24 protein-coding genes are annotated in these 25,182 nt (G+C 64.0%); 10 read left to right on the forward strand and 14 right to left on the reverse strand.

Translation table 11 applies throughout. The features are described from left to right. Window positions 1–5 precede the first annotated feature (5 nt). Window positions 6–641 (forward strand): glycerol-3-phosphate 1-O-acyltransferase PlsY, encoded by a 636-nt coding sequence (plsY, locus tag LJ655_RS17425; protein ID WP_230562486.1) that lies wholly within the window; start codon window positions 6–8, stop codon window positions 639–641. A gap of 89 nt (window positions 642–730) precedes the next feature. Here plsY and LJ655_RS17430 read toward each other — a convergent pair whose 3' ends face one another. Further along, on the reverse strand, window positions 731–1,216 hold the full coding sequence (locus tag LJ655_RS17430) for a YajQ family cyclic di-GMP-binding protein (protein ID WP_018421633.1): 486 nt from the start codon (window positions 1,214–1,216) through the stop codon (window positions 731–733). A 232-nt stretch (window positions 1,217–1,448) separates the two neighbouring features. Between LJ655_RS17430 and murB the strand changes: the two genes are divergently transcribed. After that, the gene (gene murB / locus LJ655_RS17435; RefSeq protein ID WP_230562487.1) at window positions 1,449–2,531 is read left to right on the forward strand and encodes a UDP-N-acetylmuramate dehydrogenase; all 1,083 of its coding nucleotides are present in this window, start codon (window positions 1,449–1,451) and stop codon (window positions 2,529–2,531) included. A 102-nt stretch (window positions 2,532–2,633) separates the two neighbouring features. On the opposite strand, the gene argF is transcribed toward murB, so the two are convergent. Further along, window positions 2,634–3,563 (reverse strand): ornithine carbamoyltransferase, encoded by a 930-nt coding sequence (gene argF / locus LJ655_RS17440; RefSeq protein WP_230562488.1) that lies wholly within the window; start codon window positions 3,561–3,563, stop codon window positions 2,634–2,636. A 504-nt stretch (window positions 3,564–4,067) separates the two neighbouring features. Between argF and LJ655_RS17445 the strand changes: the two genes are divergently transcribed. Further along, complete coding sequence (locus LJ655_RS17445) at window positions 4,068–4,415, forward strand: DUF3579 domain-containing protein (protein WP_230562489.1); 348 nt, start codon at window positions 4,068–4,070, stop codon at window positions 4,413–4,415. A 191-nt stretch (window positions 4,416–4,606) separates the two neighbouring features. Here LJ655_RS17445 and rpsT read toward each other — a convergent pair whose 3' ends face one another. After that, a complete protein-coding gene (gene rpsT / locus LJ655_RS17450) occupies window positions 4,607–4,885 on the reverse strand; it encodes a 30S ribosomal protein S20 (protein WP_013090353.1) in 279 nt (92 codons plus the stop codon). A gap of 446 nt (window positions 4,886–5,331) precedes the next feature. Between rpsT and murJ the strand changes: the two genes are divergently transcribed. Both murJ and LJ655_RS17460 read left to right on the forward strand, forming a co-directional pair. Beyond that, window positions 5,332–6,882, forward strand: a complete 1,551-nt coding sequence (murJ, locus tag LJ655_RS17455; protein ID WP_230562490.1) for a murein biosynthesis integral membrane protein MurJ — start codon at window positions 5,332–5,334, stop codon at window positions 6,880–6,882. A 5-nt stretch (window positions 6,883–6,887) separates the two neighbouring features. Further along, complete coding sequence (locus LJ655_RS17460) at window positions 6,888–7,730, forward strand: SirB1 family protein (RefSeq protein ID WP_230562522.1); 843 nt, start codon at window positions 6,888–6,890, stop codon at window positions 7,728–7,730. Window positions 7,731–7,855: 125 nt separating this feature from the next. Here the strand turns inward: LJ655_RS17460 and LJ655_RS17465 are convergent, their stop codons facing one another. From LJ655_RS17465 to lpxK, 5 genes are all read right to left on the reverse strand, one after another. After that, window positions 7,856–8,614 carry a 3-hydroxyacyl-CoA dehydrogenase gene (locus LJ655_RS17465; protein ID WP_230562491.1) on the reverse strand — a complete coding sequence of 253 codons (759 nt, stop codon included), beginning with the start codon at window positions 8,612–8,614 and terminating at the stop codon, window positions 7,856–7,858. Between the two features lie 80 nt (window positions 8,615–8,694). After that, window positions 8,695–9,360: an adenylate kinase gene (adk, locus tag LJ655_RS17470; RefSeq protein ID WP_230562492.1), complete on the reverse strand. Its 666-nt coding sequence runs from the start codon at window positions 9,358–9,360 to the stop codon at window positions 8,695–8,697. A 211-nt stretch (window positions 9,361–9,571) separates the two neighbouring features. Continuing rightward, window positions 9,572–10,366 carry a 3-deoxy-manno-octulosonate cytidylyltransferase gene (gene kdsB, locus LJ655_RS17475; RefSeq protein WP_230562493.1) on the reverse strand — a complete coding sequence of 265 codons (795 nt, stop codon included), beginning with the start codon at window positions 10,364–10,366 and terminating at the stop codon, window positions 9,572–9,574. Between the two features lie 173 nt (window positions 10,367–10,539). Beyond that, complete coding sequence (locus LJ655_RS17480) at window positions 10,540–10,743, reverse strand: Trm112 family protein (protein ID WP_007180583.1); 204 nt, start codon at window positions 10,741–10,743, stop codon at window positions 10,540–10,542. Further along, window positions 10,724–11,740: a tetraacyldisaccharide 4'-kinase gene (lpxK, locus tag LJ655_RS17485; RefSeq protein WP_230562494.1), complete on the reverse strand. Its 1,017-nt coding sequence runs from the start codon at window positions 11,738–11,740 to the stop codon at window positions 10,724–10,726. Before lpxK ends, LJ655_RS17480 begins: the two co-directional genes overlap by 20 nt. A 545-nt stretch (window positions 11,741–12,285) precedes the next feature. Between lpxK and xseA the strand changes: the two genes are divergently transcribed. From xseA to LJ655_RS17500, 3 genes are all read left to right on the forward strand, one after another. Further along, window positions 12,286–13,665: an exodeoxyribonuclease VII large subunit gene (xseA, locus tag LJ655_RS17490; protein WP_230562495.1), complete on the forward strand. Its 1,380-nt coding sequence runs from the start codon at window positions 12,286–12,288 to the stop codon at window positions 13,663–13,665. Window positions 13,666–13,882: 217 nt separating this feature from the next. Further along, entirely contained in the window at window positions 13,883–14,461 is a 579-nt protein-coding gene (sodB, locus tag LJ655_RS17495; protein WP_230562496.1) for a superoxide dismutase, read from the forward strand. Window positions 14,462–14,699: 238 nt separating this feature from the next. Then, window positions 14,700–15,248, forward strand: a complete 549-nt coding sequence (locus LJ655_RS17500; protein WP_230562497.1) for a glycine zipper family protein — start codon at window positions 14,700–14,702, stop codon at window positions 15,246–15,248. A gap of 30 nt (window positions 15,249–15,278) precedes the next feature. On the opposite strand, the gene LJ655_RS17505 is transcribed toward LJ655_RS17500, so the two are convergent. Further along, window positions 15,279–16,754, reverse strand: a complete 1,476-nt coding sequence (locus LJ655_RS17505) for an NYN domain-containing protein (RefSeq protein ID WP_230562498.1) — start codon at window positions 16,752–16,754, stop codon at window positions 15,279–15,281. Between the two features lie 143 nt (window positions 16,755–16,897). Next, window positions 16,898–17,554, reverse strand: a complete 657-nt coding sequence (gene clpP / locus LJ655_RS17510) for an ATP-dependent Clp endopeptidase proteolytic subunit ClpP (protein WP_230562499.1) — start codon at window positions 17,552–17,554, stop codon at window positions 16,898–16,900. A gap of 260 nt (window positions 17,555–17,814) precedes the next feature. Between clpP and LJ655_RS17515 the strand changes: the two genes are divergently transcribed. Beyond that, window positions 17,815–18,870: a sigma-70 family RNA polymerase sigma factor gene (locus tag LJ655_RS17515; RefSeq protein WP_230562500.1), complete on the forward strand. Its 1,056-nt coding sequence runs from the start codon at window positions 17,815–17,817 to the stop codon at window positions 18,868–18,870. On the opposite strand, the gene LJ655_RS17520 is transcribed toward LJ655_RS17515, so the two are convergent. From LJ655_RS17520 to LJ655_RS17530, 3 genes are all read right to left on the reverse strand, one after another. Beyond that, window positions 18,826–20,100 (reverse strand): EAL domain-containing protein, encoded by a 1,275-nt coding sequence (locus tag LJ655_RS17520; RefSeq protein WP_230562523.1) that lies wholly within the window; start codon window positions 20,098–20,100, stop codon window positions 18,826–18,828. The two genes, LJ655_RS17515 and LJ655_RS17520, sit on opposite strands and share 45 nt — an antisense overlap. 251 nt (window positions 20,101–20,351) lie before the next feature. Then, window positions 20,352–21,812, reverse strand: coding sequence for a multidrug transporter subunit MdtD (gene mdtD / locus LJ655_RS17525; protein WP_268991535.1), 1,461 nt, complete (start codon window positions 21,810–21,812; stop codon window positions 20,352–20,354). Window positions 21,813–21,940: 128 nt separating this feature from the next. Further along, window positions 21,941–23,359 carry an aminotransferase-like domain-containing protein gene (locus LJ655_RS17530; protein ID WP_230562525.1) on the reverse strand — a complete coding sequence of 473 codons (1,419 nt, stop codon included), beginning with the start codon at window positions 23,357–23,359 and terminating at the stop codon, window positions 21,941–21,943. 144 nt (window positions 23,360–23,503) lie between these two features. On the opposite strand from LJ655_RS17530, the gene LJ655_RS17535 reads away from it, so the two are divergent. Further along, window positions 23,504–23,809: a DUF2917 domain-containing protein gene (locus LJ655_RS17535; RefSeq protein ID WP_230562501.1), complete on the forward strand. Its 306-nt coding sequence runs from the start codon at window positions 23,504–23,506 to the stop codon at window positions 23,807–23,809. A 45-nt stretch (window positions 23,810–23,854) separates the two neighbouring features. On the opposite strand, the gene LJ655_RS17540 is transcribed toward LJ655_RS17535, so the two are convergent. After that, complete coding sequence (locus LJ655_RS17540; RefSeq protein WP_230562502.1) at window positions 23,855–25,096, reverse strand: citrate/2-methylcitrate synthase; 1,242 nt, start codon at window positions 25,094–25,096, stop codon at window positions 23,855–23,857. Window positions 25,097–25,182 lie beyond the last annotated feature (86 nt).

A 25,182-nucleotide genomic window follows, 5' to 3' on the forward strand; every position in this document is an offset into this window, starting at 1 on the left:
CTCAGATGCAAAACCTGATCGTCGCTGTCGTTGCCTATCTGATCGGTTCGTTGTCGTTTGCCGTGATCGTGAGCGCCGCGATGGGTCTCGACGACCCGCGCTTGTACGGCTCGGGCAACCCGGGCGCCACCAACGTGCTGCGCAGCGGCAACAGGAAGGCCGCGATTCTGACGCTGATTGGCGATGCCTTCAAGGGCTGGCTACCCGTATGGCTGGTCGTGCATTTCGGCGCGCGTTACGGGCTCGACGAGCGTTCGATCGCGATTGCGTCGCTCGCGGTGTTTCTCGGTCACCTGTATCCGATTTTCTTCCGCTTCAAGGGCGGCAAAGGCGTGGCGACCGCGGCCGGCGTGCTGCTCGCGATCAACCCGACGCTCGGCGTCGCGACCCTGCTGACCTGGCTGATCGTCGCGTTCTTCACGCGCTACTCGTCGCTCGCGGCGCTGTGCTCGGCGCTGTTCGCGCCGCTCTTCTACGTGTTTCTGTTCGGGCCGCGCATCGTCGCGCTTGCGATTCTGGCGATGAGCCTGCTGCTCGTGTGGCGGCATCGCGGCAATATCGCGAAGCTGATGCGGGGGCAGGAGAGCCGCATCGGCGACAAGAAGAAGGTCGCCGGTCCAGCGGCGGGCAACGATCTGTGAAATGGATGGGCAGGGCGGTTCGTCCGGCCTGATTCGAAGCGTTTCCACGCCCGCGTGAGGCTTGTTGCAAGCCTCGCGCGGCGTGCCACTCAATCGCGGAAGTTGTTGAAGTCAAGCGGCGTGTCGGTCACGTCCTTGCGCAGCATCGCGATCACGCTTTGCAGATCGTCGCGCTTCGCGCCGGTGATGCGCACCGCATCGCCTTGAATGCTGGCCTGCACCTTGATCTTGCTGTCCTTCACGAGACGCACGATTTTCTTCGACAGATCGCCGGACACGCCCTTCTTGATCTTGATGACCTGCTTGACCTTGTCGCCGCCGATCTTCTCGATCTTGCCGTAGTCGAGGAAGCGCACGTCGACGTTGCGTTTGGCCATTTTCGACAGCAGCACGTCCTTCACCTGGCCGAGCTTGAAGTCGTCGTCGGCATAGGCGGTGATTTCGTTTTCCTTGTGTTCGACGCGCGCGTCGGACCCCTTGAAGTCGAAACGCGTGGAAATTTCCTTGTTGGACTGTTCGATCGCGTTCTTGACTTCGATCATGTTCGCTTCGCAGACGACGTCAAACGATGGCATTGCATTCTCCCAATAGTGCGGCAGTGCGCGACGCCGCCGGCCGGCTGCGTGCGAGGCACTCGCTATAATCACGGACCGGACGTCATTTTACCGACGCCGCTCCCTTTTGCCCAAGGCCGCCGCGCAGGGTCCTGACGGCGGGCAAGCCCGCGCCGGACGGCGCCGCTCCGGTTGCCACACGCGTCAGTCGTCGTTTTTCGTTGTTTCCCGTCGTTGCCCTGTTGCCATTCCGATGTCCCATTCCGAATTTGCCGCTCCCGCCGCCGCGTCCCTGATGGCCGACTACCCGCTGAAGGCCCACAACACCTTCGGTTTCGACGTGCGCGCGCAGTTCGCGTGCCTGATCGAGCGTGAGGCGCAGTTGCTCGCCGCGCTGCGCGATCCGCGCGTCGCCGGCCTGCCGCGCCTCGTGCTCGGCGGCGGCAGCAACGTCGTGCTGACCGGCGACTTCGCCGGGCTCGTGCTGCTGGTAGCGCTGCGCGGCCGCCGCGTGGTGCGCGAGGACCAGCACGCGTGGTACGTCGAGGCGGCCGGCGGCGAGACGTGGCACGAGTTCGTCGCGTGGACGTTGGAGGAGGGCATGCCTGGGCTCGAGAACCTCGCGCTGATTCCGGGCACGGTCGGCGCGGCGCCGATCCAGAATATCGGCGCGTACGGGCTCGAAATGTGCGAGCGCTTCGCGTCCCTGCGGGCGATCGAGATCGCGACCGGCGAGGCGGTGGAGCTCGACGCCGAAGCCTGCGGGTTCGGCTATCGAGACAGCTTTTTCAAGCGGGAAGGGCGCGAGCGCTTCGTGATCACGTCGGTGACGTTTCGATTGCCGAAGGTGTGGCAGCCCCGCGCGGGCTATGCGGATCTCGCGCGCGAGCTGGCGGCGCGCGGTGATACCGCAAACGCCGGGCAAACGGATGGCGCAGCCGTGCAGCCGACCGCGCAGGCGATTTTCGATGCGGTCGTCGCCGTGCGGCGCGCAAAGCTGCCCGATCCGCTCGAGCTTGGCAACGCAGGGAGCTTCTTCAAGAATCCGGTGATCGACTCCGCGCAGTTCGAGGCGCTGAAGCGCCGCGAGCCGGATATCGTGTCGTACGCGCAAGCGGATGGCCGGGTGAAGCTGGCGGCCGGCTGGCTGATCGACCGGTGCGGCTGGAAGGGGCGCGCGATGGGCGCGGCGGCCGTGCATGAGCGGCAGGCGCTGGTGCTGGTCAATCGCGGTGGCGCGAGCGGAACGCAATTGCTGGCGCTGGCGCGAGCGATCCAACGCGACGTGTTCGAGCGATTCGGCGTGGAACTGGAGGCCGAGCCGGTTTGCCTGTGAGCGCCGGCTTCGCCCTCGAAGAATGCAAAAAAGGCGCCGGGACGCATCCCCCGGCGCCTTTTTTCTTCTGCGGTTCAGGCTTGTGTCTGGAGCAACGCTCGCTCAGTGATTGAGCTTGCCGAGCAGCAGGTATTCCATCAACGCCTTCTGTACATGCAGACGGTTCTCCGCCTCATCCCACACGACGCTCTGCGGCCCGTCGATCACTTCCGCGCTGACTTCCTCGCCGCGGTGCGCGGGCAGGCAGTGCATGAAGAGCGCGTCGGGATTCGCGCGCGCCATCATGTCGGCGTCGACGCACCAGTCTGCGAAAGCCTTCTTGCGCGCTTCGTTCTCGGCCTCGAAGCCCATGCTGGTCCACACGTCGGTGGTGACGAGATCGGCGCCCGCGCAGGCTTCGTGCGGGTCGTCGAATTCTTCGTAGAACGGCGCGCTCTCCGCCGAGACGAGCGCACGGTCGAGCTTGTAGCCGGGTGGCGTGGACAGGCGCAGCTTGAAGCCGAGAATCTGCGCGGCTTCGATCCATGTGTACAGCATGTTGTTTGCGTCGCCGACCCACGCGACCGTCTTGTCGCGGATCGGGCCGCGATGCTCGAAGTAGGTGAAGATGTCAGCGAGCACCTGGCACGGGTGGTATTCGTTCGTGAGCCCGTTGATCACCGGCACGCGCGAGTTCTCGGCGAAGCGCTGGATGATGTCCTGGCCGAACGTACGGATCATGATGATGTCGACCATGCGCGAGATGACCTGCGCGGCGTCTTCGATAGGCTCGCCGCGACCGAGCTGCGTGTCGCGCGTGCTCATGAACACCGCGTGACCGCCGAGCTGGAAGATGCCGGCTTCGAACGACAGACGCGTGCGCGTCGAATTTTTTTCGAAGATCATCGCCAGCGTGCGGTCGTGCAGCGGGTGATAGGTCTCGTAGTTCTTGAATTTGCGTTTCAGGATGCGCGCGCGTTCGAGCACGTACTCGTAGTCTTCCAGCGAGAAATCCTTGAACTGCAGGTAGTGGCGAATTTTCTTGGCGGTCATGAAACAAATACGGCGGTCTCACCCGGCAGGGTTGCCGGACTGCGCCGCCGTCGTTTGGTGGTAACTCAATGCAGCATAAAGGATTTCGCCTCATTTGACGAGTCGGGCTGGAAGGCGGCGAAAGCGCTTGGAAAGCAACGCATCGGGCTTTTCGGGCCGATCAGAGAGGGCTTGTGTGCGGTGCGGAAAGGGACCTGCTGCGCTATAATCTACGGGTTATCCCAAAGCCCAGCAGGCCGGCGTTCCGCATGAAGAAAGCCGGCTCGCGTGGCGCGGAAAGCCTGTCACGGTGTGGCCGTCAAGGCAGGCGCCGGAGCGGTTCAGCCGGTTCGCCGCAGCGGTTCTCGTGGTGCGGTTCGTCATTGTCGCGTTAGCGCCAGGTCCCACATACGTCGCAAGTGGCTGCAAGCGCTTGCCGTGCATGTCGCTTGCGGCGATGCTGGGGCACAACTGGCGTCGACAGCTGGCCGTCATTGCGCTGGGCAGTTACACAGGTATTCCTACATGGCCGAAGCAGCTCCAATCGAATATTTCATTCAGGGCATTACGTCGACGGGAAAAAGGTTTCGGCCGAGCGACTGGTCGGAGCGGCTCGCGGGCGTGATGTCGTCGTTCGGGCCCGGCGTGAGGAAGGGGCCGAACGCTTATATGCAGTACTCGCTGTACGTGCGGCCTACTATGATCGGCGACCTCAAGTGCGTGATTCTCGATTCGCGGTTGCGCGACATCGAGCCGATGGCCTTCGATTTCGTTATGAACTTTGCGAAAGACAACGACCTGGTCGTTACCGAGGCGTGCGAACTGGATCTGGAGCACGCGCCTCCGCCGCAAGCGAAGCGGCACGTGATCTGACACAGCTGGCCGGATCGGCAAAGGCAAAGAGACAAGAAACCCGCAAGCAGCGGGTTTTTTTGTGGCTGGCATCCAGCATGCGTGAAGGCGAGAGCACCCTCGCCCGACAGGCAGAAACAAAAAAGCCCGCCAAAGCGGGCTTCTTGTGCAGCGGAAACAGGAGGCAGCCCGCCGAAGCGGGCCAACCGGAATTACTGCGCTGCGGGCGCTTGCAGACCCTTGATGGCTGCAGCGAGGCGGCTCTTGTGGCGAGCTGCCTTGTTCTTGTGAATGATGTTCTTGTCGGCGATGATGTCGATGGTCTTCGACGATGCCTTGAAGATTTCAGCGGCCTTAGCCTGGTCGCCTGCGTCGATTGCCTTGCGGACAGCCTTGATAGCCGTGCGGAACTTCGAGCGCAGTGCCGAGTTGTGCGAGTTTGCCTTCGCGGCCTGGCGGGCGCGCTTGCGTGCTTGTGCGGAGTTAGCCATGACGGTTCCTTATCCTGTTCCTGTTTCCAGTACCCGGCCTGATTGAAGAGGCGAGGTGCTGCTTCTCGATCCGAACCCCTGGAAGCGATTGCCCAAGGGCGCAAAAGTGTCGAAAAAATCGATCGAACTACGCGAAGGCGGGCCCGTGTTTTCAGGCATCCGGATGCATTGACGGACGGCGCGGCGCCAACCCGAGAATCCAGTCCGAAGACCGTTGGAAAACAGAGCAAGCCTCGAAACCGGCGATTATAGCAACAAAATCAGGCACGTGGCAACGGAAACACGCGAGGGCGCCAGCGAAACGTGCCGGCGGAACGGAGAAGACCGCCAAAAAGCAGAAATTCGCGCTTTCCAGCCGCTTGCGGCGAACGTCCGCGCGGGAAGTCGGTCCGAAACGCGTTCCGGCTCGTCGTCCCCTCTGGCGGGACCCGTATAATAAGCGCCCCATGAATCTATTCCGAGCCCTGCTGACGGTCAGCGGCTTCACGCTGCTGTCGCGCGTGACCGGACTGGCCCGTGAAACGTTGATCGCCCGTGCGTTCGGCGCCAGTCAATACACCGACGCGTTCTACGTCGCCTTTCGCATTCCGAACCTGCTGCGCCGCATTTCCGCAGAAGGCGCGTTCTCCCAGGCCTTCGTGCCGATTCTCGCCGAGTTCAAGAATCAGCAAGGCCACGACGCCACAAAGGCGCTCGTCGACGCGACCTCGACCGTGCTCGCGTGGGCGCTCGCCGCGCTATCGCTGATCGGCGTGGTCGGGGCGTCGGGCGTCGTGTTCGTCGTCGCGTCCGGCCTTGCGCACGAGGGTCACGCGTACCAGCTCGCGGTCGCGATGACGCGCATCATGTTCCCGTACATCATTTTCATCTCGCTGACGTCGCTGGCGTCGGGCGTGCTGAATACGTACAAGAACTTCTCGCTGCCCGCGTTCGCGCCGGTACTGCTGAACGTCGCCTTCATCCTCGCGGCGGTGTTCCTCGCGCCGCACCTGAAAACGCCGGTTTTTGCGCTCGCGTGGGCGGTGATCGTCGGCGGGGTGCTGCAATTCGTGGTGCAGTTGCCGGGCCTCAAGAAGATCGACATGGTGCCGCGCGTCAGTCTGAATCCGCTGCGTGCGCTTGCGCATCGCGGCGTGAAGCGGGTGCTCGCGAAGATGGTGCCGGCGATGTTCGCGGTGTCGGTCGCGCAGATCAGCCTGATCATCAATACGAACATCGCGTCGCACATCGGGCCGGGCGCGGTGTCGTGGATCAACTACGCCGACCGGCTGATGGAGTTTCCGACCGCGCTGCTCGGCGTCGCCCTCGGTACGATCCTGCTGCCGAGTCTGTCAAAGGCGCACGTCGATGCCGATTCGCACGAGTATTCGTCGCTGCTCGACTGGGGGCTGCGCGTGACGTTTCTGCTCGCCGCGCCGAGCGCGCTTGCGCTGTTCTTCTTCGCGCAGCCGCTGACGGCCGTACTGTTCAACTACGGCAAATTCGACGGCAACGCGGTCGTAATGGTGAGCCGCGCGCTCGCCGCCTATGGCGTCGGGCTGATCGGTCTGATCCTGATCAAGATCCTCGCGCCGGGCTTCTATGCGAAGCAGGACATCAAGACGCCGGTGAAAATCGGTATCGGCGTGCTGATCGTCACGCAGTTGAGCAACTACGTGTTCGTGCCGGTGTTCGCGCATGCGGGTCTCACGCTGAGCGTCGGACTCGGCGCTTGCGTCAATGCGTTGCTGCTGTTCATTGGTCTGCGCAAACGCGGCATCTACGTGCCGTCGAGCGGCTGGCTCCAGTTTCTCGGGCAGTTGCTCGGTGCCTGCCTCGTGCTCGCCGGCGTGATGCGCTGGCTCGCGATCAGCTTCGACTGGATTGGCATGCATAACCAGCCGGTCAGCCGCATCGTGTTGCTTGGCGCGTGCCTCGTACTGTTTGCCGCGCTATATTTCGGTATGCTTTGGCTGATGGGCTTCAAGTACGCGTATTTCAAAAGGCGAGTGAAGTGATCACGATGTCGCGGGTTCTCGATTATTTCAGCACGCTCGTCGCCGAAGACGAGAGTCTGCCGCTGACCGAGACGGCGCTCTCGATCGCACAGGACGCCTATCCCGACCTCGACCTGCAGTCGGTGCTCGCCGAGATCGACGAACTGGTGTTGCGGCTGCGCCGCCGCATGCCCGAGGATGCCGACATCCGTCAGAAGGTCGGCATTCTCAATCGTTTCTTTTTCCGCGAACTCGGTTTCGCGAGCAATCTGAACGATTACTACGACCCCGACAACAGTCATCTGCACGTCGTCCTCAAACGCCGCCGTGGCATTCCGATTTCTCTTGCCGTGCTCTACCTGGAAATGGCCGAGCAATTCGGCATTCCGGTGCGCGGAGTGTCGTTTCCGGGCCACTTCCTGCTGCGCGTGACGACGCCCGACGGCGACGTGATGCTCGATCCGACCAGCGGTCATTCCCTGTCCGAAGCGGAAATGGTCGAGATGCTCGAGCCGTACGTCGCGTCGGCCGGAGATTCGATCGGGCGTGCCCTGCGCATGCTGTTGCAGCCGGCCACGCGGCGCGAGATCGTCGCGCGGATGTTGCGCAACCTGAAGGCGATCTATCTGCAAACCGAGCGCTGGCAGCGTCTGCTCGCGGTGCAGCAGCGGCTCGTCATTTTGCTGCCGGACAATATCGAGGAAGTGCGCGATCGCGGCTTCGCGTATGCGCGGCTCGATTATCTTCGGCCCGCGCTCGAGGACCTCGAGAGCTATCTCGGCGATCGTCCCGATGCGGAGGATGCGACGGTGGTCGAGTCGCAGTTGCACGAGTTGAGGCAGCGCGCGCGGCAGGAGGGCGGCGGGTAACGACGCTTATCGTCAAACGTCATGAAGCGCAAAACGCCTGCACGCCTCACGCATGTGCAGGCGTTTTTTTCTCGCCGTCCGTGGAGCGGGGCCACGCCCGGACGACTGAGCTCGTCAGGCGATCCTTACTTCGGCTGCATACGGATCGCGCCGTCCAGCCGGATCACCTCGCCGTTCAGCATCGGATTGTCGAAGATCTGCTTGGCGAGCATTGCGTATTCGGCCGGTTTGCCAAGGCGCGGCGGGAACGGCACCATCGCGCCGAGCGCGTCCTGCACTTCTTGCGGCATGCCGAGCAGCATCGGCGTCTCGAAGATGCCGGGGGCGATCGTCATCACGCGGATCGCGTTGCGCGACAGATCGCGCGCAATCGGCAGCGTCATGCCGACGATGCCAGCCTTCGATGCGGAGTAGGCCGCCTGGCCGATCTGGCCGTCGTACGCGGCGACCGATGCCGTGTTGATGATCACGCCGCGCTCGCCGTCCGCGTTCGGCTCGTTCTTCGACATCTGCACCGCGGCGAGCCGGATCATGTTGAACGTGCCGATCAGGTTGATCGAGATCGTGCGCGTGAACAGATCGAGCGGATGCGCGCCGTCCTTGCCGACGGTCTTCGCAGCCGGTGCGACGCCCGCGCAATTGACGAGACCGCGCAGCGTGCCGAGCTTCGCCGCGGCTTCGACAGCCTGTTGCGCGTCCTCTTCGCGGCTCACGTCGCATTTGACGAACACGCCGCCGAGTTCGTTCGCAAGCGCCTCGCCCGCGTCCAGATTCAGATCGGCGAGCACGACCTTGCCGCCATTCTCGACGAGGAGGCGCGCGGTGGCGGCGCCGAGGCCCGATGCACCGCCGGTGATCAGGAACACGTTGTCACGAATATCCATGTCTTCTCCTTTGCAACGGTCAATAAAAAAACCCGCCGAAGCGGGCGGGTTTTTCGTCGAACTCGGGCAGCAGGCAACGCTTACTTCAACGCGTCAAATGCGCGAGCGCGAATTTCGTCGACGCTGCCGAGGCCCGAAATGCGGCGATATTGCGGCGCCTTCACCGAACTCGACGCGTCGCCGCTTGTCGCCCAGCTGTTGTAGTACTCGATCAGCGGCTTGGTCTGCGATTCGTATACTTCCAGACGCTTCTTGACGGTTTCTTCCTTGTCGTCGTCGCGCTGGATCAGCGGCTCGCCGGTCACGTCGTCAACGCCTTCGACCTTCGGCGGATTGAACTTCACGTGATACGTGCGGCCCGAAGCCGGATGCGAGCGACGGCCGCTCATGCGCACGATGATCTCGTCGAACGGCACGTCGATTTCGAGCACGTAGTCGATCGCGACGCCGGCCTGCTTCATCGCCTCCGCTTGCGGAATCGTGCGCGGGAAGCCGTCGAACAGGTAGCCGTTCGCGCAGTCCGGCTGCTGCAGGCGCTCTTTGACGAGGTTGATGATCAGCTCGTCGGTGACGAGCTCGCCCGCGTCCATGAAGCGCTTCGCTTCGAGACCGAGCGGCGTGCCGGCCTTGACGGCCGCGCGCAGCATGTCGCCGGTCGAAATTTGCGGAATGCCGAACTTTTCCTTGATGAAGTTGGCCTGAGTGCCTTTGCCAGCACCCGGGGCACCCAACAGGATCAAACGCATGGATATCTCCAGATCTATGTAAATTCTTTGTTGATGCGGCATGCTTCCCGGCGATTCTCGCAGGACCCGCATCGGCTACCGTTGGCTAGCTCGCGCTGCACGTCGAATACGACGGCGCTGCAAGATCCGAACGGCGCGACCGGGATAACCCGAGTGTCGCCCGCGCTGGGAGGTGCGCATAACCGTTCGATTATGCCACGGCTTCTTGCCCTCAAGACCCGAATAAAGCCCGTACGCGCGCGAGATCGGCGGGGGTATCGACGCCGGGCAATGGTATGTCGTGCGTGACGAGTACCGCGATGCGCTCGCCATGCCACATCGCGCGTAGCTGTTCGAGCGCTTCGACCTGCTCGATCGGCGAGATCGCGAGACCGGGGTACGTGCGCAGGAATTTCGCGCGGTACGCATACAGGCCGATATGCCGATACACGACGGCGGGTGCGGGCGGCGTGGGCATCGACGCGAGGTTGGGCCACTGAGCCTGCCATGCGTCGCGCGCCCACGGGATCGGCGCGCGCGAGAAATACAGCGCCACGCCGCGCGCATCGGGCACGACCTTGACGACGTTCGGATTGAAAATCTCGGCCGGATCGGTGATCGGGTGTGCGGCCGTCGCGATCGCGCAGTCGTTCGCCGTCGCCAGATGCGCGGCGACGCCGCGCACGAGCGCCGGATCGATCAGCGGCTCGTCGCCCTGCACGTTGACGACGATCGTGTCGTCGCTCCAGCCGAAGCGTGTCGCCACTTCGGCCAGACGGTCGGTGCCCGACGGATGATCGGCGCGCGTGAGCAACGCGTCGAAGCCGTAGTCGTGCGCCGCGTCGAGCACTTCTTGCGCGTCCGACGCGACCAGTACCTGTTGCGCGCCCGATTCGCGCGCGCGCTCCGCGACGCGCACGACCATCGGCTTGCCGCCGATGTCCGCGAGCGGCTTGTTGGGCAGACGCGTCGACGCGAGGCGGGCCGGCACGACGGCGATAAACGGATGAGGAGCGGAGTGGGTCATCGAATCAAGGGCGGGCGGCGATCAGACCGGAGGAAGAGGCTGCGCGCGCGAGACGCGCACGCGGAATCGGATATCAGCCGGAGCGACGAAAACGGTTGTGGATCGATTGTGGAGCGCATGCGGGGCGGACCCTGGTATTGGCGCTCGCTTTGTGCCGTGGGCGATGCGGGGCGTCAGGCGACCGAGCCGGGGTTCAGATCGACCGGCGTGCCTTCGACGGTCTGCCGCGCCTCGTCGACCAGCATCACGGGAATGCCGTCGCGGATCGGATAGGCGAGCTTGTCCGCGTTGCAGATCAGTTCCTGCGCGGCGCGGTCGTAGCTGAGCGGGCCCTTGCAGATCGGGCAGACGAGGATTTCAAGCAGGCGAGCGTCCACGGACTTTCTCCACAACTAATGCAGTGAGGCGATGATCGAGCGCGGCTTCGACCGGGACTACCCAGATGCGCGCGTCGTGCCAGGACCCCAATTTTACCGCATCCTTTTCGGTAATCAGGATCGCGTCGGCGTCGACGTCGGTGAACGGATTGCGTTCGAATGCGTAGTGATCGGGTAGCGCGCGCGTGGCGGGCGCGAGGCCGGCCGCGCGCAGCGTCGCAAAAAAGCGCTCCGGCGCGCCGATGCCGGCCGCGGCCAGCACGCGCTGACCGGCGAATTGCGCGAGCGGGCGGCGCAGCGCAGGGTTCTCGAGATGCCACGCATCACCGGGCGTGAGCTGCAGTGCGAAGGTGTTCGGCCACGCGGGCAGCGTGCGCGCGTAGGGATCGTTGATCAGCGTTGCGTCGCGGCGGCGCGACAGCGGCTCGCGCAGTGGCCCGGCCGGCAGCAGGAAGCCGTTGCCGCCGAGGCGGTGATCGAACACGACGAGTTCGACGTCGCGCGCGAGGCGATAGTGCTGCAGGCCGTCGTCGCTGACGATCACGTCGACGTCACGGTGCGCGGCGCATAGCGACTGGGCGGCGGCGACACGATTCGGGCAGACCCACACGGGTGCGCCGGTGCGGCGCGCGATCAACAAAGGTTCGTCTCCACCGACACGCGCCGACGAGCCCGGCGTGACCTGGGTCGGCGTGCTCACGCGCGCGCCATAGCCGCGCGACACGATGCCGGGCGTGAAGCCCGCGGCGCGCAATGCTTCGACGAGCGCGATGACCGTCGGCGTCTTACCGGTGCCACCGACCGTCACGTTGCCGACGACGACCACGGGTACGCCGACGCGCACCGACTTCAGCCAGCCGAGCGAAAACGCGGCGCGTCGCGCGGCCGCGATTGCGCCGAACACGCAGGCGAGCGGCGTCAGCGCCCATGCGAGCGGTCCACGTTGCTGCCATTCGCGCGCGAGGCGCGCTTCGAGACGGTCGCTGAGTTCGCTCATGGGCGGGTTGCGGGCACACACTGCGCACCGTACGCACTACGCGGGGTCAACATCAACGCGATTCTCCGGACAGTCGAATTCGAATACGGTCGAAAAATGAGGCAAGAGTGGCGCGGCGAAAGTGCTCGCGCATGGTCGCCCGGGCCGGCAAGCCTCTGCCGCGTCGGGCGGCCGGCATGCCGTCGAACCCGCCACTCTAGCGCGCGCGCGTGCCGCCCGGCAAGTCGCGCGGCGTCTGACGCACACCCGGGTACGCTATGTGCGGTGGCGCACAGTCTGTGGATAACTTTGTGGAGAACCTGCCGTCCCGTTGTCCGGAGCGGCCATTGCGCGCCCTTCTGATCGGGGTGAGTGCATGTCAGCGAGATCTAAAAGCCATATAAATCAAGGGCATGCCTGCAGTTTATTGGCTTTGACGGGTGTTCTGGCGAAATTCGTCAGGCGGGACCCGCCGTGTGGACACTTTTAACAATCCTGCGATTCCGGCTGGACGCCACTGGCCGCTCGGTCTATCGTCTGTCCGGCCAGTCCTACTTATTCCTCGCATGAATCCCGAAAATCCTTTTGCTTCGGCGGCCACATCAGGCGGTGAGGTCGTCGTTCCCGTCTCCGCGCTCAATCGCGCCATCAGCACGATGCTCGAGCGCTCGTTTCCGCTCGTCTGGGTCGCAGGTGAAGTGTCGAATTTCACGCGCGCCGCGAGTGGCCACTGGTATTTCTCGATCAAGGACGCGCAGGCGCAGATGCGCTGCGTGATGTTCCGCGGTCGCGCGCAGTACGCCGAATTCATGCCGCGCGAAGGCGATCGCATCGAAGTGCGCGCGCTCGTCACGATGTACGAGCCGCGCGGTGAACTGCAACTGAATGTCGAAGCGGTGCGCCGCACCGGTCAGGGACGGCTGTACGAAGCGTTTTTGCGACTGAAGGCGCAGCTGGAGGCCGAGGGGCTGTTCGCCGCCGAGCGCAAGCGCGCGGTGCCAACGCATCCACGCGCGATCGGTATCGTCACGTCGTTGCAGGCGGCCGCGTTGCGCGACGTGCTGACGACGCTGTCGCGCCGCGCGCCGCATATTCCGGTGATCGTTTATCCGGCGCCGGTGCAGGGCGTGGGCGTGAGCGCGAAGCTCGCGGCAATGGTCGAGACGGCCGGCGCACGCCGCGAGGTCGACGTGCTGATCGTGTGTCGCGGCGGCGGGTCGATTGAAGACCTGTGGGCCTTCAATGAAGAAGTTCTCGCGCGCGCGATCGCGCAAAGCGTCATTCCCGTGGTGAGCGGCGTCGGTCACGAAACTGATTTCACGATTGCCGATTTCGCCGCCGACGTTCGCGCGCCCACGCCGACCGGTGCCGCTGAGCTCGTGAGTCCGCAGCGCGTCATGCTGTTGCGCGAACTCGATCAACGGCACGCGGCGGTCGCACGCGCGTTCGGCCGCATGATGGAGCGGCGCGCGCAACAGCTCGACTGGCTGGCGCGCCGGCTCGTGTCGCCGGCCGAGCGGCTCGCGCGGCAGCGCACGCATCTGCAGCAGTTGCGCGTGCGGCTCGCGTCGGCGGGCGCGCGGCCGGTGCGCGATGCTCGCGCGCGATTTTCGCTGCTGCAGATGCGCTGGCAACGCTGGCGTCCGGATCTCGCGGCCGAGCGCGCGCGCGTCACCATGTTGGCTCAGCGTCTCGATGCGGCGCTGTCGCGCCAGCATGAGCGTCAGGTCGCGCGTATCGACATGCTTGGCGCGCGACTCGAAGTGCTGAGTCCACAGCGCACGCTCGAGCGCGGTTATGCGGCCGTGCTCGACGCGCAAAGCGGTCAGGCCATACGCGCGCCGTCGTCGCTGAAACCCGGTCGCCGTTTGACGATGCATCTCGCCGAAGGCTCGGCCGACATCGCGCTCGCCGACGTGCAGACGCGTTTGACCGACGGTTTCTGACGTTTCGCCGGCGGCCGAATGGTGCTCTTTTCCGGTCGTCCGACAGTGCAGGCACGCGACGTGCGTACCGCTTCAAATGGCCTTGCACAAGGCGTGTTCGTCGCGCCGAACATAAAGGCCGTCGGTTTGCGGGGTTATTCCAACTCGCCTACAATCGAGTGCTCGATAGCGTCATCCGCAGACTCCCCACAACAGATACAGAGATAAGGAAAGCACCATGGAACATACGCTCCCGCCGCTGCCGTTCGCGAAAAACGCGCTCGCTCCGCACATGTCGGAAGAGACGCTCGAGTTTCACTACGGCAAGCATCACCAGACCTATGTGACCAACCTGAACAATCTGATCAAGGGCACGGAGTTCGAGAACCTGACGCTGGAAGAGATCGTCAAGAAGTCGTCGGGCGGCATCTTCAATAATTCGGCCCAGGTGTGGAATCACACGTTCTTCTGGAACAGCCTGTCGCCGCAAGGTGGCGGCGCACCGAAGGGCGCGCTGGCTGACGCGATCAACGCGAAGTGGGGTTCGTTCGACAAGTTCAAGGAAGAGTTTGCAAAGACCGCGGTCGGCACGTTCGGCTCGGGCTGGGCATGGCTCGTGAAGAAGGCTGATGGTTCGCTCGACCTGGTGTCGACGAGCAACGCCGCGACGCCGCTCACCACCGACGCAAAGCCGCTGCTGACGATCGACGTTTGGGAGCACGCTTATTACATCGACTATCGCAATGCGCGTCCGAAGTTCGTCGAAGCGTACTGGAACATCGTCAACTGGGACTTCGCAGCGAAGAACTTCGCCTGAGATTGCCGGTTGCCGCCTGAGATCGTGACCTGACGCCAGGTTTGGATAGCCCGAAGCGGTTCTTGTCGTTGCGATCGGTGATGGTAGCGAAACGCGAAAGCCCTCCTGTGCGAGGGCTTTCTCTTTTCGAGGCAGTCGGGAGGCGAGGCGCGCAAAAAACTTTCTGTAACGAAGACGTAACCACGGAATTTTGCGGTTAGCCTAACGTTTGAATTCCCATCTCTCGAAGTGCACTACCATGATTTCCAACCATAAATCGATCGGCCTCGCGATCCCCGCCGCCGTCGTCGCCCTCGCGCTGGGCGGTTGCGCGGTGGCGCCGCCGAGCGGCCCGAGCGTGGTCGCGATGCCGCATAGCGGCGAGTCCCTCAGCCAGTTCCAGCAGAACGACTACGCGTGCCGGGATTACGCGAATCAGACGACGAATCCGTCCGGTACGGCGCAGGCAGCCACCACGAATAGTGTGAACAGCGCGGCGCTCGGCACGCTCGGCGGCGCGGCGATCGGCGCGTTGCTCGGTGCGGCGGGGGGCAATGCCGGCGCGGGCGCTGCGATCGGCGCAGGCGGCGGCCTGCTGATCGGTGGCGCGAACGGTGCGAATGGCGCACAGTATTCGGCAGCCGCCATCCAGGCGCGCTACGACACCGCCTACGCCCAATGCATGGTCTCGAAGGGCGAGACGATCGCTCAGCCGCAACCTTACTATTCGACGCAGCCGGTGTATGTCGCACCGCGCCCTTACTACGCACCGCCGCCGGTCATGTATGCGCCTTATCCAGCGTACTGAGCGGTGATTGTTTGGCGCCGGCCGGCTTGCTTACTCCGCGATGTCGTCTGACGCCGCCTTGCGCGGACGACGGCTGCGAGACGCCGTTTTACGGGCGGTCTTCGTCGCGGACGCAGGCGCTTCTGCCGTGTTGACTGCCGGCGCAGGCGCTTCGACCGGCGCTGCTATCTCCGGTACTTCCTCCATCGTGCGCGGCGTGCTTTTCTTCACTTTCTTCGTGGCCGTTTTGCGCGATGCGCGCTTTTGGGCGCTTTGACGCTGCGCGGGTTGTTCCCCTTCGGTCGTATCCGCGTTCGCGGCTGCAGCGCGAGTGTCGGGTTCTTCAGCTATCGATTCAGTGACGGGCTCATGTGAGAGCAGCGCATGTTCGTGCGGCTCATGCCTCTGGGTCTGTTCGGCGTGCTCGGTGGAAGCCGTCAAGGCAGCCGCAGCTCCTTCATCAACAACTTCGCGGCGAACGGGCTTGTCATGCGCGGCTTCCTGCTGACCACGGCCGGACTTGCGATTGCTCCGGTCTTTGCGCCGCGACTTGTGCTTGCCACCCGACTCAGAAACCGCCGCTTGCGCTTCATGCGAAGATTCGGCTGCCCGTTCAGTCGCCCCCGTTTCGGCAGACTCCGTCCCGGATTCGCTCATGGTTTCACTGGCAGCTTCGCCCGCGACGTTCACAACCGTGCTTCGATAAACATACGCGCCTGACTTCTCATCGCGGCCGAATTCGAGCAGCCCACGCGCCTGCGCTTCTTCCAGCAGATTGCCGAAAGCGCGAAAACCGTAATAGGTCTCGTTGAAATCCGGTTTGCGCCGTTTGATCGCGTTCTTCAGCACGGACGCCCAGATCTTGCCGCTATCACCTCGTTCGGAAGCGAGCGCGTCGAATGTTTGCACCGCAATCTCGACGGCCTTGCTGCGGCGCTTTTCCAGATCTTCCTTGGGCGGGGCCTTCTCTTCATCAGTCGGACGCCTGGCCGCCTGCTGGGCGTTCTGCTGCTGGCGCGACGTCTCGCGCCTCGCAACTGCGCGCTGGCTTTCGCGGACGAGATCGTCGTAAAAGAAGAACTCGTCGCAATTCGCAATCAGCAGATCCGAGGTGGACTGCTGTACGCCGACGCCGATCACCTGTTTGGCGTTCTCGCGCAGCTTCGACACGAGCGGCGAGAAGTCCGAATCGCCACTGATGATAACGAACGTGTTGACGTGCGATTTCGTGTAACAGAGATCGAGCGCATCGACCACGAGCCTGATGTCGGCCGAATTCTTGCCCGATTGGCGCACATGGGGAATTTCGATCAACTCGAAATTGGCCTCGTGCATTGCCCCTTTGAAGCTCTTATAGCGATCCCAGTCGCAATACGCTTTCTTGACGACGATGCTGCCCTTCAGCAGCAGGCGTTCGAGCACCAGCTTGATGTCGAACTTGTCGTATTTTGCGTCGCGCACGCCGAGCGCGACATTTTCGAAGTCGCAGAATAGCGCCATGCTGACGTTTTCGTTGGATGACGCCATGTGTATCTCCATTGAAGCGGTCGTCGAACTCGACGATTCGCGACATGATAGCGATTCCAGCGAAGGTGAGCAGCTTTTATGGCGCGCTCGCACCGATAGGCAGGTGAAAATGTTCAGCAAGCCGCCCGGTAAGCGGCGTCGTGTCAGTCTCGCAGCATGGTCTCGCGGCGAACCGTGTTGTTCAACGTGGTGCGAGCTTCGAGCACGTCATCGATCAACCCGTATTCCCTCGCTTCGAGCGCCGACATGAAGTTGTCGCGGTCGGTGTCGCGCGCGATGTCTTCGATACTGCGTCCGGTGCGCTCGGCCATCATCGCATTGAGGCGTGCCCGCACGTACAGCACCTCTTTCGCCTGGATTTCGATGTCCGCCGCGGTGCCCTGACCGCCGCCGGACGGCTGGTGAATCATGATGCGCGCATTGGGTAGCGCATACCGTTTGCCGCGCTGACCGGCGGTCAGCAGAAAGGTCCCCATGCTCGCGGCAAACCCGGTGCACAAGGTCGAGACCTCGGGCTTGATGAACTGCATGGTGTCGTAAATCGCAAGGCCGTCATACACGGAGCCGCCGGGCGAATTGATGTAAAAAGAAATATCCTTGTCGGGGTTCTCCGATTCGAGAAACAGCAATTGCGCGACGATCAGACTGGCAGACTGTTCGTTCACGGGACCGACGAGAAAAACGATGCGCTCGCGCAGCAGGCGGGAGTAGATGTCGTAGGCGCGCTCGCCCCGGCCGGATTGTTCGATCACCGTGGGCACAAGGCCCAGCCCGGAGACAGATGGGTAATTGGAAGGCATAGGGTCCTCGATCAGGTTGAGCGGCATGGGCGTTCCGGCATGCGCATGCGGCCGTGGGCTGGAAGCTGCGAGACATGCACTGGTTGTTGCCCATTTGACGACCTAGCGGCCGGCCGTGTGACAGAAAATTTTTTGTGCGTCGCTGTCACATCACCCGCTGCTCATGCGTCAAGATCAGGAATACCGAACATGGCGAGCAGCTCGGCCATGCCATCGGTACGCAGCCGCTTTTTCACCACGCACGAACGGGAGGTCTACGCATGACGGATCAGGGAATCGACAAGGCATCCAGTTTCGAGGCCGCTCGCGCCCGTCTGCTGGCACTCGCATACCGGATGCTCGGCAGCCGCGCGGAAGCCGAAGACGTGGTGCAGGACGTCTGGCTCAAATGGCATCTGGCCGATACGCAGGCGGTGCAAACGCCGGCCGCGTGGCTCACCACGCTCGCCACGCGCACGGCGATCGACCGTCTGCGGCACGCGCAGCGCGAGCGCGCGTCGCAGGCAAGAGGCTGGTTGCCGGAGCCGTGGCTCGACGAAGTCGCGCCGTCGGCGGAGGAGTTGGCGTTGCGCGCGGCGGATATGTCATATGGCGTCATGCTGCTGCTCGAACACTTGAAGCCGGACGAACGCGCAGCGTTCGTCCTGCATGAAGCGTTCGAGTGCGAGTACGCGGAAATCGCCTCGATTCTCGAGCGCACCCCGGCCGGCTGCCGGCAAATGGTTCATCGCGCCAGGGAGCGTCTGCGGCGTGCGGGAGCGCCGTTGGAACGGCCCGATCCCGTGGTGCATGGGCGCATCGTCGAGCGCTTGCGCGTGGCGCTCGAAGCGCAAGACCGGGCCGGCCTGTTGCAGCTTTTCAGCGACACACCTCAACTGATCAGCGACGTACCTCTGTGCGCTGCACCCGCTTCGCTTCCCACCGTCAACCCGTCCCTTCGTGCACATGCTCCAGCGCCTGAAACCCAAGCGCTGCGCGCCCGTGAACCAGTGTCGGATCCTGGATGGATGGGTGCCATTACATCGCTTGCGCACCAGGCGAGCCATGCCGAGGTGGTGTCGATGGACGGGGCAGTGTGTATCGCGTTGTTTTGCGACGGCGACATCATCGGGCTGATCGACGTGCAGACGGATGGCGCAACGGATCTCTCGGCGAGAATCGTCTCGCTGCGCATCCTCACCAGCGCCGCGCATTTGCAGGCGGCCAATCAGATGCTGGGCCGCGAGGCCGTCAAGGTACTGCTTGGCCGGATCAAGGGCCATCCGGGGGAGTCAGTTACGGTGAGCCGCGACTTCCCAGTTGATGTCGACGCATAGCACCTGTGTTCCATGCGGCGTGTGCGCAGCAATCGACGCGGTCACGCACAGGTGCGCCTCGTTGATCGACAGATAGGGCGGCGTCAGATGAACCCGGCCCGGTTGACGCATCGCCTGAATGAAATACGGGCGGCGTTCCCAACTCGCGCCCTGGGAATGCAGCAGCGGGCTAAAGCGCTTCGCGCGTTGCGATGTGCGGCCCGGCGGCAGCACGTTGTCGCCGATCTGCCGGCCCGAACCGTCCAGAACGAAGCAGCGCGCCGTTTCACCCAGCGCGAGCAAATCTGTCGTGGCCTGTGCGATCGACTCCCCGGCAATCAACTGCGCGGCGGCTGCCTCGAGTGCGGCGACATACGGAGCGAGCCGCGCGGACTGGGCCTTCTCGCGAGCGGCAACGCGCTCGCGCAGCGCGGCGGAGAGCGAATCCATCAGGCCGGCTGCGACTTGCGGCTTGACGGGCTCGACGCTCGGACCCGCGAAAAATGCGCCCTGGACGAAATCCACATTGCATTCGAGCGCGATCAGCGCGTCACGCTCGCTGCTCAGACCGCCCATCAACACCAATTGCCCAGACTCGTGCAGCAGAGAGACGAGGCCCGGCAACACGCGTTCGATATGCGAGTGTTCACTCGCTTGCGCGAGTATGCAACGGTCGAGCGTGACGATGTCCGGCCGCAGATGCCACACGCGGTCGATGTTCGAATGCTTGGCGCCAAAGCCGTCGAGCGCGATCAGGAAACCGGACTTGCGCAGCGAATCGACGATTTCGGCAAAGCGTGTGGTCTCGCCGCCAGCCTGTTCGGATACTTCGAGCACCACGCGTTGCGGCGGCAGACCAAGCGCTTTCAGGCTGGCCAGCAGCGCGTCACCGTAACTGGTGTCCATCAGTGCGGCCGGATGCAGGCTGAGGAAAAGCCATTCGTCATGGCTGTCAAACGCGTTGAAGTTGCCGAGGTGCAGCGATTCTGCCAACCGTCCGAGTTCCAGCAGGTCGCCGCGTCGCGCGGCCTGGGTAAAGACTTCGTGCGAGGGCACTTGCCTTGCATGCTCGTCATGGGCGCGCAGCGACGCGTGATACCCGATCGCGCGCCGGTGCGACACCGAGAAAACCGGTTGAAACACGCTGAAAACAGTGTAGCCGCCGTACAGCACGGTACGCCGGGAGCCTTCGTCGCCGGCCATCGGACGTGGTGGCTGGAAGCCGGGAGGATCGAGTTCGATCATGCTCATCATGTCAGTCGTGGGGAAATGGCGGCGCTTGCGAGGCTCGGCACGAGGTCGCACGCACCGCCCCGGAGTCTACAGGATAGACGAGCAAGAAATATGCGCGAGCGCCAACCCGGCTTGAGCGTCGGGCAGCGATGCTGCGAGGCAACCATTGTGCGCCCGCCGCAGTACGAAGGCGACGACGCGCACTTCGCTGGTGCGGGATGCGCCCCGTTGAGGATCGGCGGCGCTCTTCGCGGTGCTGCGTGCGGCTTTCAGGTGCGCTCCGAAGGGTCGGTTTTTTTCGCGGGCGTGCGGACATCCGGCGACAGTTGCGCAAAGATCCATGACGAGCATGCGGTAATGATGCCGACACATAGGAACGTCGCATGAAACGCGGGCAACGAACTCGCGGCGCTCACGCGTTGCATGATGCCGGTAAAGGTTGTCAGCAGGGCGCCGGCCACCGTCACGCCCAGACTCATCGACAGCATCTGCACGAGCGAAAACAGGCTATTGCCGCTGCTCGCGCCGCCGGTGCCGAGATCCTTCAGCGTCAGCGTATTCATCGCGGTGAACTGCATCGAGTTCACGCCGCCGAAGATCGCCAGTTGCACGAGTCGCAGCCAGAGCGGCTGAGCCGTGCTCGTGAGAGAAAAGCTCGCCATCATCAGCCCGACCAGAATCGTGTTCGCCATCAGCACGCTGCGGTAGCTGTATTTCAGAATCAGTTTCGTCACGAGACGCTTCGTCACCATGCCCGCGGCCGCCACGGGCAGCATCATCAGACCGGCTTCGAAGGCGCTATAGCCGAGGCTCACCTGCAACAGCAGAGGGAGCAGATAGGGCATCGAGCCGCTACCAATCCGCGCAAACAGATTACCGAGCAGTCCGACGCTAAAAGTGTGGATCTTGAACAGATCGAGCGGGAAGATCGGCGCGGGTGCGCGCACCGCGTGCAGACCATACGCAACGAAGCACGCAAGGCTCAGAATCAGCAACACCAGCACCGTGGCATGTTGAACGCCGAACTCGGTGCGGCCGTCGAGCGCGAACGAAATCGCCACCATGCCGACCACGAGCAGCAGATAGCCGCCCAGGTCGAATCTGCCCGCGTGCTCGTTGCGGCTGTCCGGCATGAAAATAAACGTCGCAATGCAGCCGGCGATGCCGACCGGCACGTTGATCAGAAAGATCCAGTGCCACGACGCGATCTTGACGAGCCAGCCGCCGAGCGTCGGTCCGATCAGTGGTCCGATCAGGCCCGGGATCGCCACGAACGACAGCGCCGGCAGATAGCGCTCCGCCGGAAAGGTACGCAGCACCGCGAGCCGCCCAACCGGCAGCAGCATCGCGCCGCCCACGCCTTGCAGAATGCGGAACAGCACCAGCTGGTTCAGCGTATGCGCGTTCGCGCACAGCAACGAGCCCACCGCGAACACGAGGATCGCGCTGAAGAACACGCGTCGCGTGCCAAGCTTGTCGGCGAGCCAGCCGGACACGGGGATCATCACCGCCATCGTCAGCGAGTAGGCGATTACCACCGATTGCATGCGCAGCGGCAGCTCGCCGAGGCTTGTCGCCATTGCGGGCAGCGCGGTGTTGACGATCGTCGAATCGAGCGTCTGCATGAAGAAGCCGGTGGCCACGAGCCACAGCATCACGGTAAGCGAGCGGGGCGATGGGCCCGACGGGATCTCGGGAGCGAGGGCAGGCGGAGTCGGTGTCGTGGACATGGAAAGTGCTGGGCACGCGAGGTCGGGCAGGGAGCCGCTATTCTAGGGAAGAGCGCGGCCCGGTGCAGCCGGTGGTGCACTATTGCGCATGGGGTCGCGCTCCGCGACGGCCACGCACCGGGCTGTGTTCACGCATCGGCTGGCAACTGCGCCGCCGCATGAAAGAACGCTTGCGCCCGCGGCTCGTTGCCAAAGGCCACATGAATCCTGATCCACGGGCTCGCTTCCCGGTTCGGCCTGAAGTGTTGTCCGGGCAGTACGGTCACGCCGGCCGGCGCGGCGCATTCAACCAGCCGCCCGGCATCCGCGACGTGGGGCACGCGCGCCCACACGAACTTGCCGCCCGCTGGCTCTGCGAAAATCTCCCAGCCGGCATGTTCGAGCGTCTGGACGGTCGAGCCGAGCGCGCCGCGCATCTGGCGGCGCAGCCGCTCGAGATATTTGCGATACGCGCCGCGCTCCAGCATCGACACCGCCACCGCTTCGGCAAAGCGTGAGCAGCCAATGCTCGTCAGCATCTTGATGTCGACCAGATCCTTGATGATCGCGTGATTCGCTACCACGTAACCGATCCGCAGCGAGGACGACAGCGTCTTCGATAAACCGCCGATGTAGATCACCTGTTCGAGCTGGTCGAGGGTGGCGAGGCGATCGGTGATCTCTGTCTGAAAATCCGCGTAGATATCGTCTTCGATAATCTGGAATCCATGCTCACGCGCCAGTTGCAGCAGACGGAACGCGACCTGCGGTGCGACCGTGGTGCCGGTCGGATTGTGGAACACGGTGTTGATGAGCAGCAATCTGGGCCGGTGCAGCTTCAGTTGTGCCTGCATCACGTCGAGATCGGGACCATTGCCGGTACGTGGAATGCCGATCAGCTCCATGCCGTGCAGCCGCAGCAAGCCGTACAGGTTGTAGTACCCGGGGTCCTCGACAAAGATCGTGTCGCCGGGCTTGAGCATGTAGCGCACCAGCAGATCGAACGCCCCGCTCGCGCCGTTGGTGATGAGAATTTGCGACGCCTCTGCCTCTATGCCCAACTGGCTGATACGGGTTCGCAACTGCTCGCGCAAGACAGGATGGCCGAGCGGCGTCGCGTACTCGACCATGCTCGCCGGATCGGTTCGCGTCACCTGACGGATCGCCTGCGCGATGCCATCGATGTCGCGCCAGCTCTCGGGAATGAAGCCGGAGCTGAGCTTCAGCGTCTCGCCTGAAAAGTTGAATTGCGCTAGCAGATGGTTCGACTCGACATCGGCGCGGCGTGGGTCGGAGGTGCCCTGGCAGGCTACTTCCGGCGGCTGACGATCGGCGACGTAGAAACCGGAGCCGTGGCGCGAATCGACATAGCCGAGCGATACCAGCCGGTCGTACGCTTCGATCACCGGAAAGCGGCTTACGCCGAAGTCGGCCGCGAATTGGCGGATCGACGGCAGCTTCGAGCCCGGATGCGCACTGCGCGACCGGATCCACGCACACACGCCTGTGACGATCTGCTCGGTGAGCGGCACACCGTTGTTGCGATCGAGCTGGATTTCGAGTTTCATGCGCTTGCCTTCGTTCGCGGTCACGCCAACTGTTCGGTTTTTCAACTGAACAGTTCCGTTGAAAGTGTTTGGAACTGTGCATGGGTGTTCGATGATCGCACGTCAATAATCGGTACAACAGAAAGTTCTTCAAGGAGAACGGCGATGCGCGAAGTGCGAGTTTTCGAGCTGGAACATGGCGAGCCCGTCACGGCCTGGCGGGTCGCACGTCCGACGATTTTCAAGGTGATCAGCGGCAACGTCTGGCTGACCGTCGAGGGCGAGCATCAGGATTACTGGCTGGCGGCGGGGGAGTCGATCGAGTTGGCGCGTGGATCGGTGGCATGGATCAGCGCTGAGCGGGCGGCGGCGCGTTTCGCGCTCGCGGGCGCCTCGGAGCGAAAGTTGCCGAAGCTGCCACTGGGCTGGCCGATGCCGGGTTGGCTGGCGCGCCGGGCAGGCGCGGCTTGAGGCAGCGCGAACGGCGAGCGCCGCTTTGCAGCCCCTCGGTAGCCTCTAAGCATCCCCTCCCGCCTCATACTCCCCGATATACCGCGCTCGCGGCCGGATCAACCGGCCGTCGCGCGTCTGCTCCATCGCGTGCGCGATCCAGCCGACCACTCGCCCGAGCGCGAACAGCGTGAATCCGGCCCCCGCCGGCAGGCCGAGCACGCGCTCGATCGCTGCGAGCGCGAAATCCACCGTCGGCTCCGCGCCCGTCGTGTCGCGCACCGCTTGCGCGAGCTTCAGCACCTCGTTGAGCGGTGAGCGGGCCGGCGCGCAATCGGCGAGCAACGTCAGCAACAGCCGCGCGCGCGGATCGCCCTCCGGATAAAGCGGATGACCGAAGCCCGATAACACCGGTCCCTGGGTGCCGTGCTCGTGGCGCGCGAGACGGTTGGCCAGATAGCGGTCCAGATCTGGCGCGCGCGACGCTTCGTCGAGCAGCGCCGCGATGCGCGCGACTTCGCCGCCGTGACGCGGCCCGGAGAGCGCCGTGAGCCCGCCGGCGACCGCGCCGAACAGGTGCGTGCCCGTCGACGTGATGCAGCGGACCGTGAACGTCGACGCGTTCAACTCGTGATCCGCGCATGCGACGAGTGCCGCGCGCAACAGGCCGCTTTGCGGCCGGCTTCGTACTCGCCAGGCTGTCGCGATCTGGCGATGCAGCGGTTCGTTCGACGCCGCCGCCGGCAGCATCGCGGCGGCCAGCAGCCGCATGACGGCGCAGGCGGTGTCGAGCTGCGCATCGCGGCCGAGCGCCCACACGCGCGGCATCTGCGCGGCGGCGGCCGGCAGCAGCACGAGCGCGCGATCGAGCGGCGTGCTGTCGCTCCACAGCTTGAGCCACGCGGCCCACTGCGCGGGAGCGAGCGGCGCGGCGGGCGCATCGGCGATGCGGCGCGCGCTGCATTCCCACAGCAGCGCCGCGACGTCTTCGAGCGACGCACTGCGCGCAAGCTCGATCGCATCGTGCCCGCGATACAGCAGGCGACCGTCGGCGACCAGCGTGATCGACGATTCGAGCACCGGCACACCCCAATCGAGCACCTTCTGCGCGACCTTGCCCGCGCGCTTGCCGTCCGCCTTGCGGCGCGCGAGCCGGCGCACCTCGGCCGCATCGTAGAGCCGATGCCGGCCTTGCGCATCCGGCGAGGAGCCGAGCATGCCGCGGCTCACGTACGCATACAGCGTCGGCAAGCTGACGCCGAGCGTCGCGGCCGCTTCAGCGGCGGTCAGGTAGATTGAGCCTGGCATGAAAACGCGAGGAAACCGAAGAAATCAATATATATTGATTATCATAATCAAGATTGATTGCGGCAAGTCGGAAATTTAGACTCGGT

Source organism: Paraburkholderia translucens (assembly GCF_020881035.1).
GTDB classification, from domain to species: domain Bacteria; phylum Pseudomonadota; class Gammaproteobacteria; order Burkholderiales; family Burkholderiaceae; genus Paraburkholderia; species Paraburkholderia translucens.

Coding starts and splice junctions, on each gene's coding strand:
- plsY (WP_230562486.1), top strand. CDS start 6: ATGCAAAACCTGATCGTCGCTGTCGTTGCCTATCTGATCGGTTCGTTG.
- LJ655_RS17430 (WP_018421633.1), bottom strand. CDS start 1,216: ATGCCATCGTTTGACGTCGTCTGCGAAGCGAACATGATCGAAGTCAAG.
- murB (WP_230562487.1), top strand. CDS start 1,449: ATGTCCCATTCCGAATTTGCCGCTCCCGCCGCCGCGTCCCTGATGGCC.
- argF (WP_230562488.1), bottom strand. CDS start 3,563: ATGACCGCCAAGAAAATTCGCCACTACCTGCAGTTCAAGGATTTCTCG.
- LJ655_RS17445 (WP_230562489.1), top strand. CDS start 4,068: ATGGCCGAAGCAGCTCCAATCGAATATTTCATTCAGGGCATTACGTCG.
- rpsT (WP_013090353.1), bottom strand. CDS start 4,885: ATGGCTAACTCCGCACAAGCACGCAAGCGCGCCCGCCAGGCCGCGAAG.
- murJ (WP_230562490.1), top strand. CDS start 5,332: ATGAATCTATTCCGAGCCCTGCTGACGGTCAGCGGCTTCACGCTGCTG.
- LJ655_RS17460 (WP_230562522.1), top strand. CDS start 6,888: ATGTCGCGGGTTCTCGATTATTTCAGCACGCTCGTCGCCGAAGACGAG.
- LJ655_RS17465 (WP_230562491.1), bottom strand. CDS start 8,614: ATGGATATTCGTGACAACGTGTTCCTGATCACCGGCGGTGCATCGGGC.
- adk (WP_230562492.1), bottom strand. CDS start 9,360: ATGCGTTTGATCCTGTTGGGTGCCCCGGGTGCTGGCAAAGGCACTCAG.
- kdsB (WP_230562493.1), bottom strand. CDS start 10,366: ATGACCCACTCCGCTCCTCATCCGTTTATCGCCGTCGTGCCGGCCCGC.
- lpxK (WP_230562494.1), bottom strand. CDS start 11,740: ATGAGCGAACTCAGCGACCGTCTCGAAGCGCGCCTCGCGCGCGAATGG.
- xseA (WP_230562495.1), top strand. CDS start 12,286: ATGAATCCCGAAAATCCTTTTGCTTCGGCGGCCACATCAGGCGGTGAG.
- sodB (WP_230562496.1), top strand. CDS start 13,883: ATGGAACATACGCTCCCGCCGCTGCCGTTCGCGAAAAACGCGCTCGCT.
- LJ655_RS17500 (WP_230562497.1), top strand. CDS start 14,700: ATGATTTCCAACCATAAATCGATCGGCCTCGCGATCCCCGCCGCCGTC.
- LJ655_RS17505 (WP_230562498.1), bottom strand. CDS start 16,754: ATGGCGTCATCCAACGAAAACGTCAGCATGGCGCTATTCTGCGACTTC.
- clpP (WP_230562499.1), bottom strand. CDS start 17,554: ATGCCTTCCAATTACCCATCTGTCTCCGGGCTGGGCCTTGTGCCCACG.
- LJ655_RS17515 (WP_230562500.1), top strand. CDS start 17,815: ATGACGGATCAGGGAATCGACAAGGCATCCAGTTTCGAGGCCGCTCGC.
- LJ655_RS17520 (WP_230562523.1), bottom strand. CDS start 20,100: ATGAGCATGATCGAACTCGATCCTCCCGGCTTCCAGCCACCACGTCCG.
- mdtD (WP_268991535.1), bottom strand. CDS start 21,812: ATGTCCACGACACCGACTCCGCCTGCCCTCGCTCCCGAGATCCCGTCG.
- LJ655_RS17530 (WP_230562525.1), bottom strand. CDS start 23,359: ATGAAACTCGAAATCCAGCTCGATCGCAACAACGGTGTGCCGCTCACC.
- LJ655_RS17535 (WP_230562501.1), top strand. CDS start 23,504: ATGCGCGAAGTGCGAGTTTTCGAGCTGGAACATGGCGAGCCCGTCACG.
- LJ655_RS17540 (WP_230562502.1), bottom strand. CDS start 25,096: ATGCCAGGCTCAATCTACCTGACCGCCGCTGAAGCGGCCGCGACGCTC.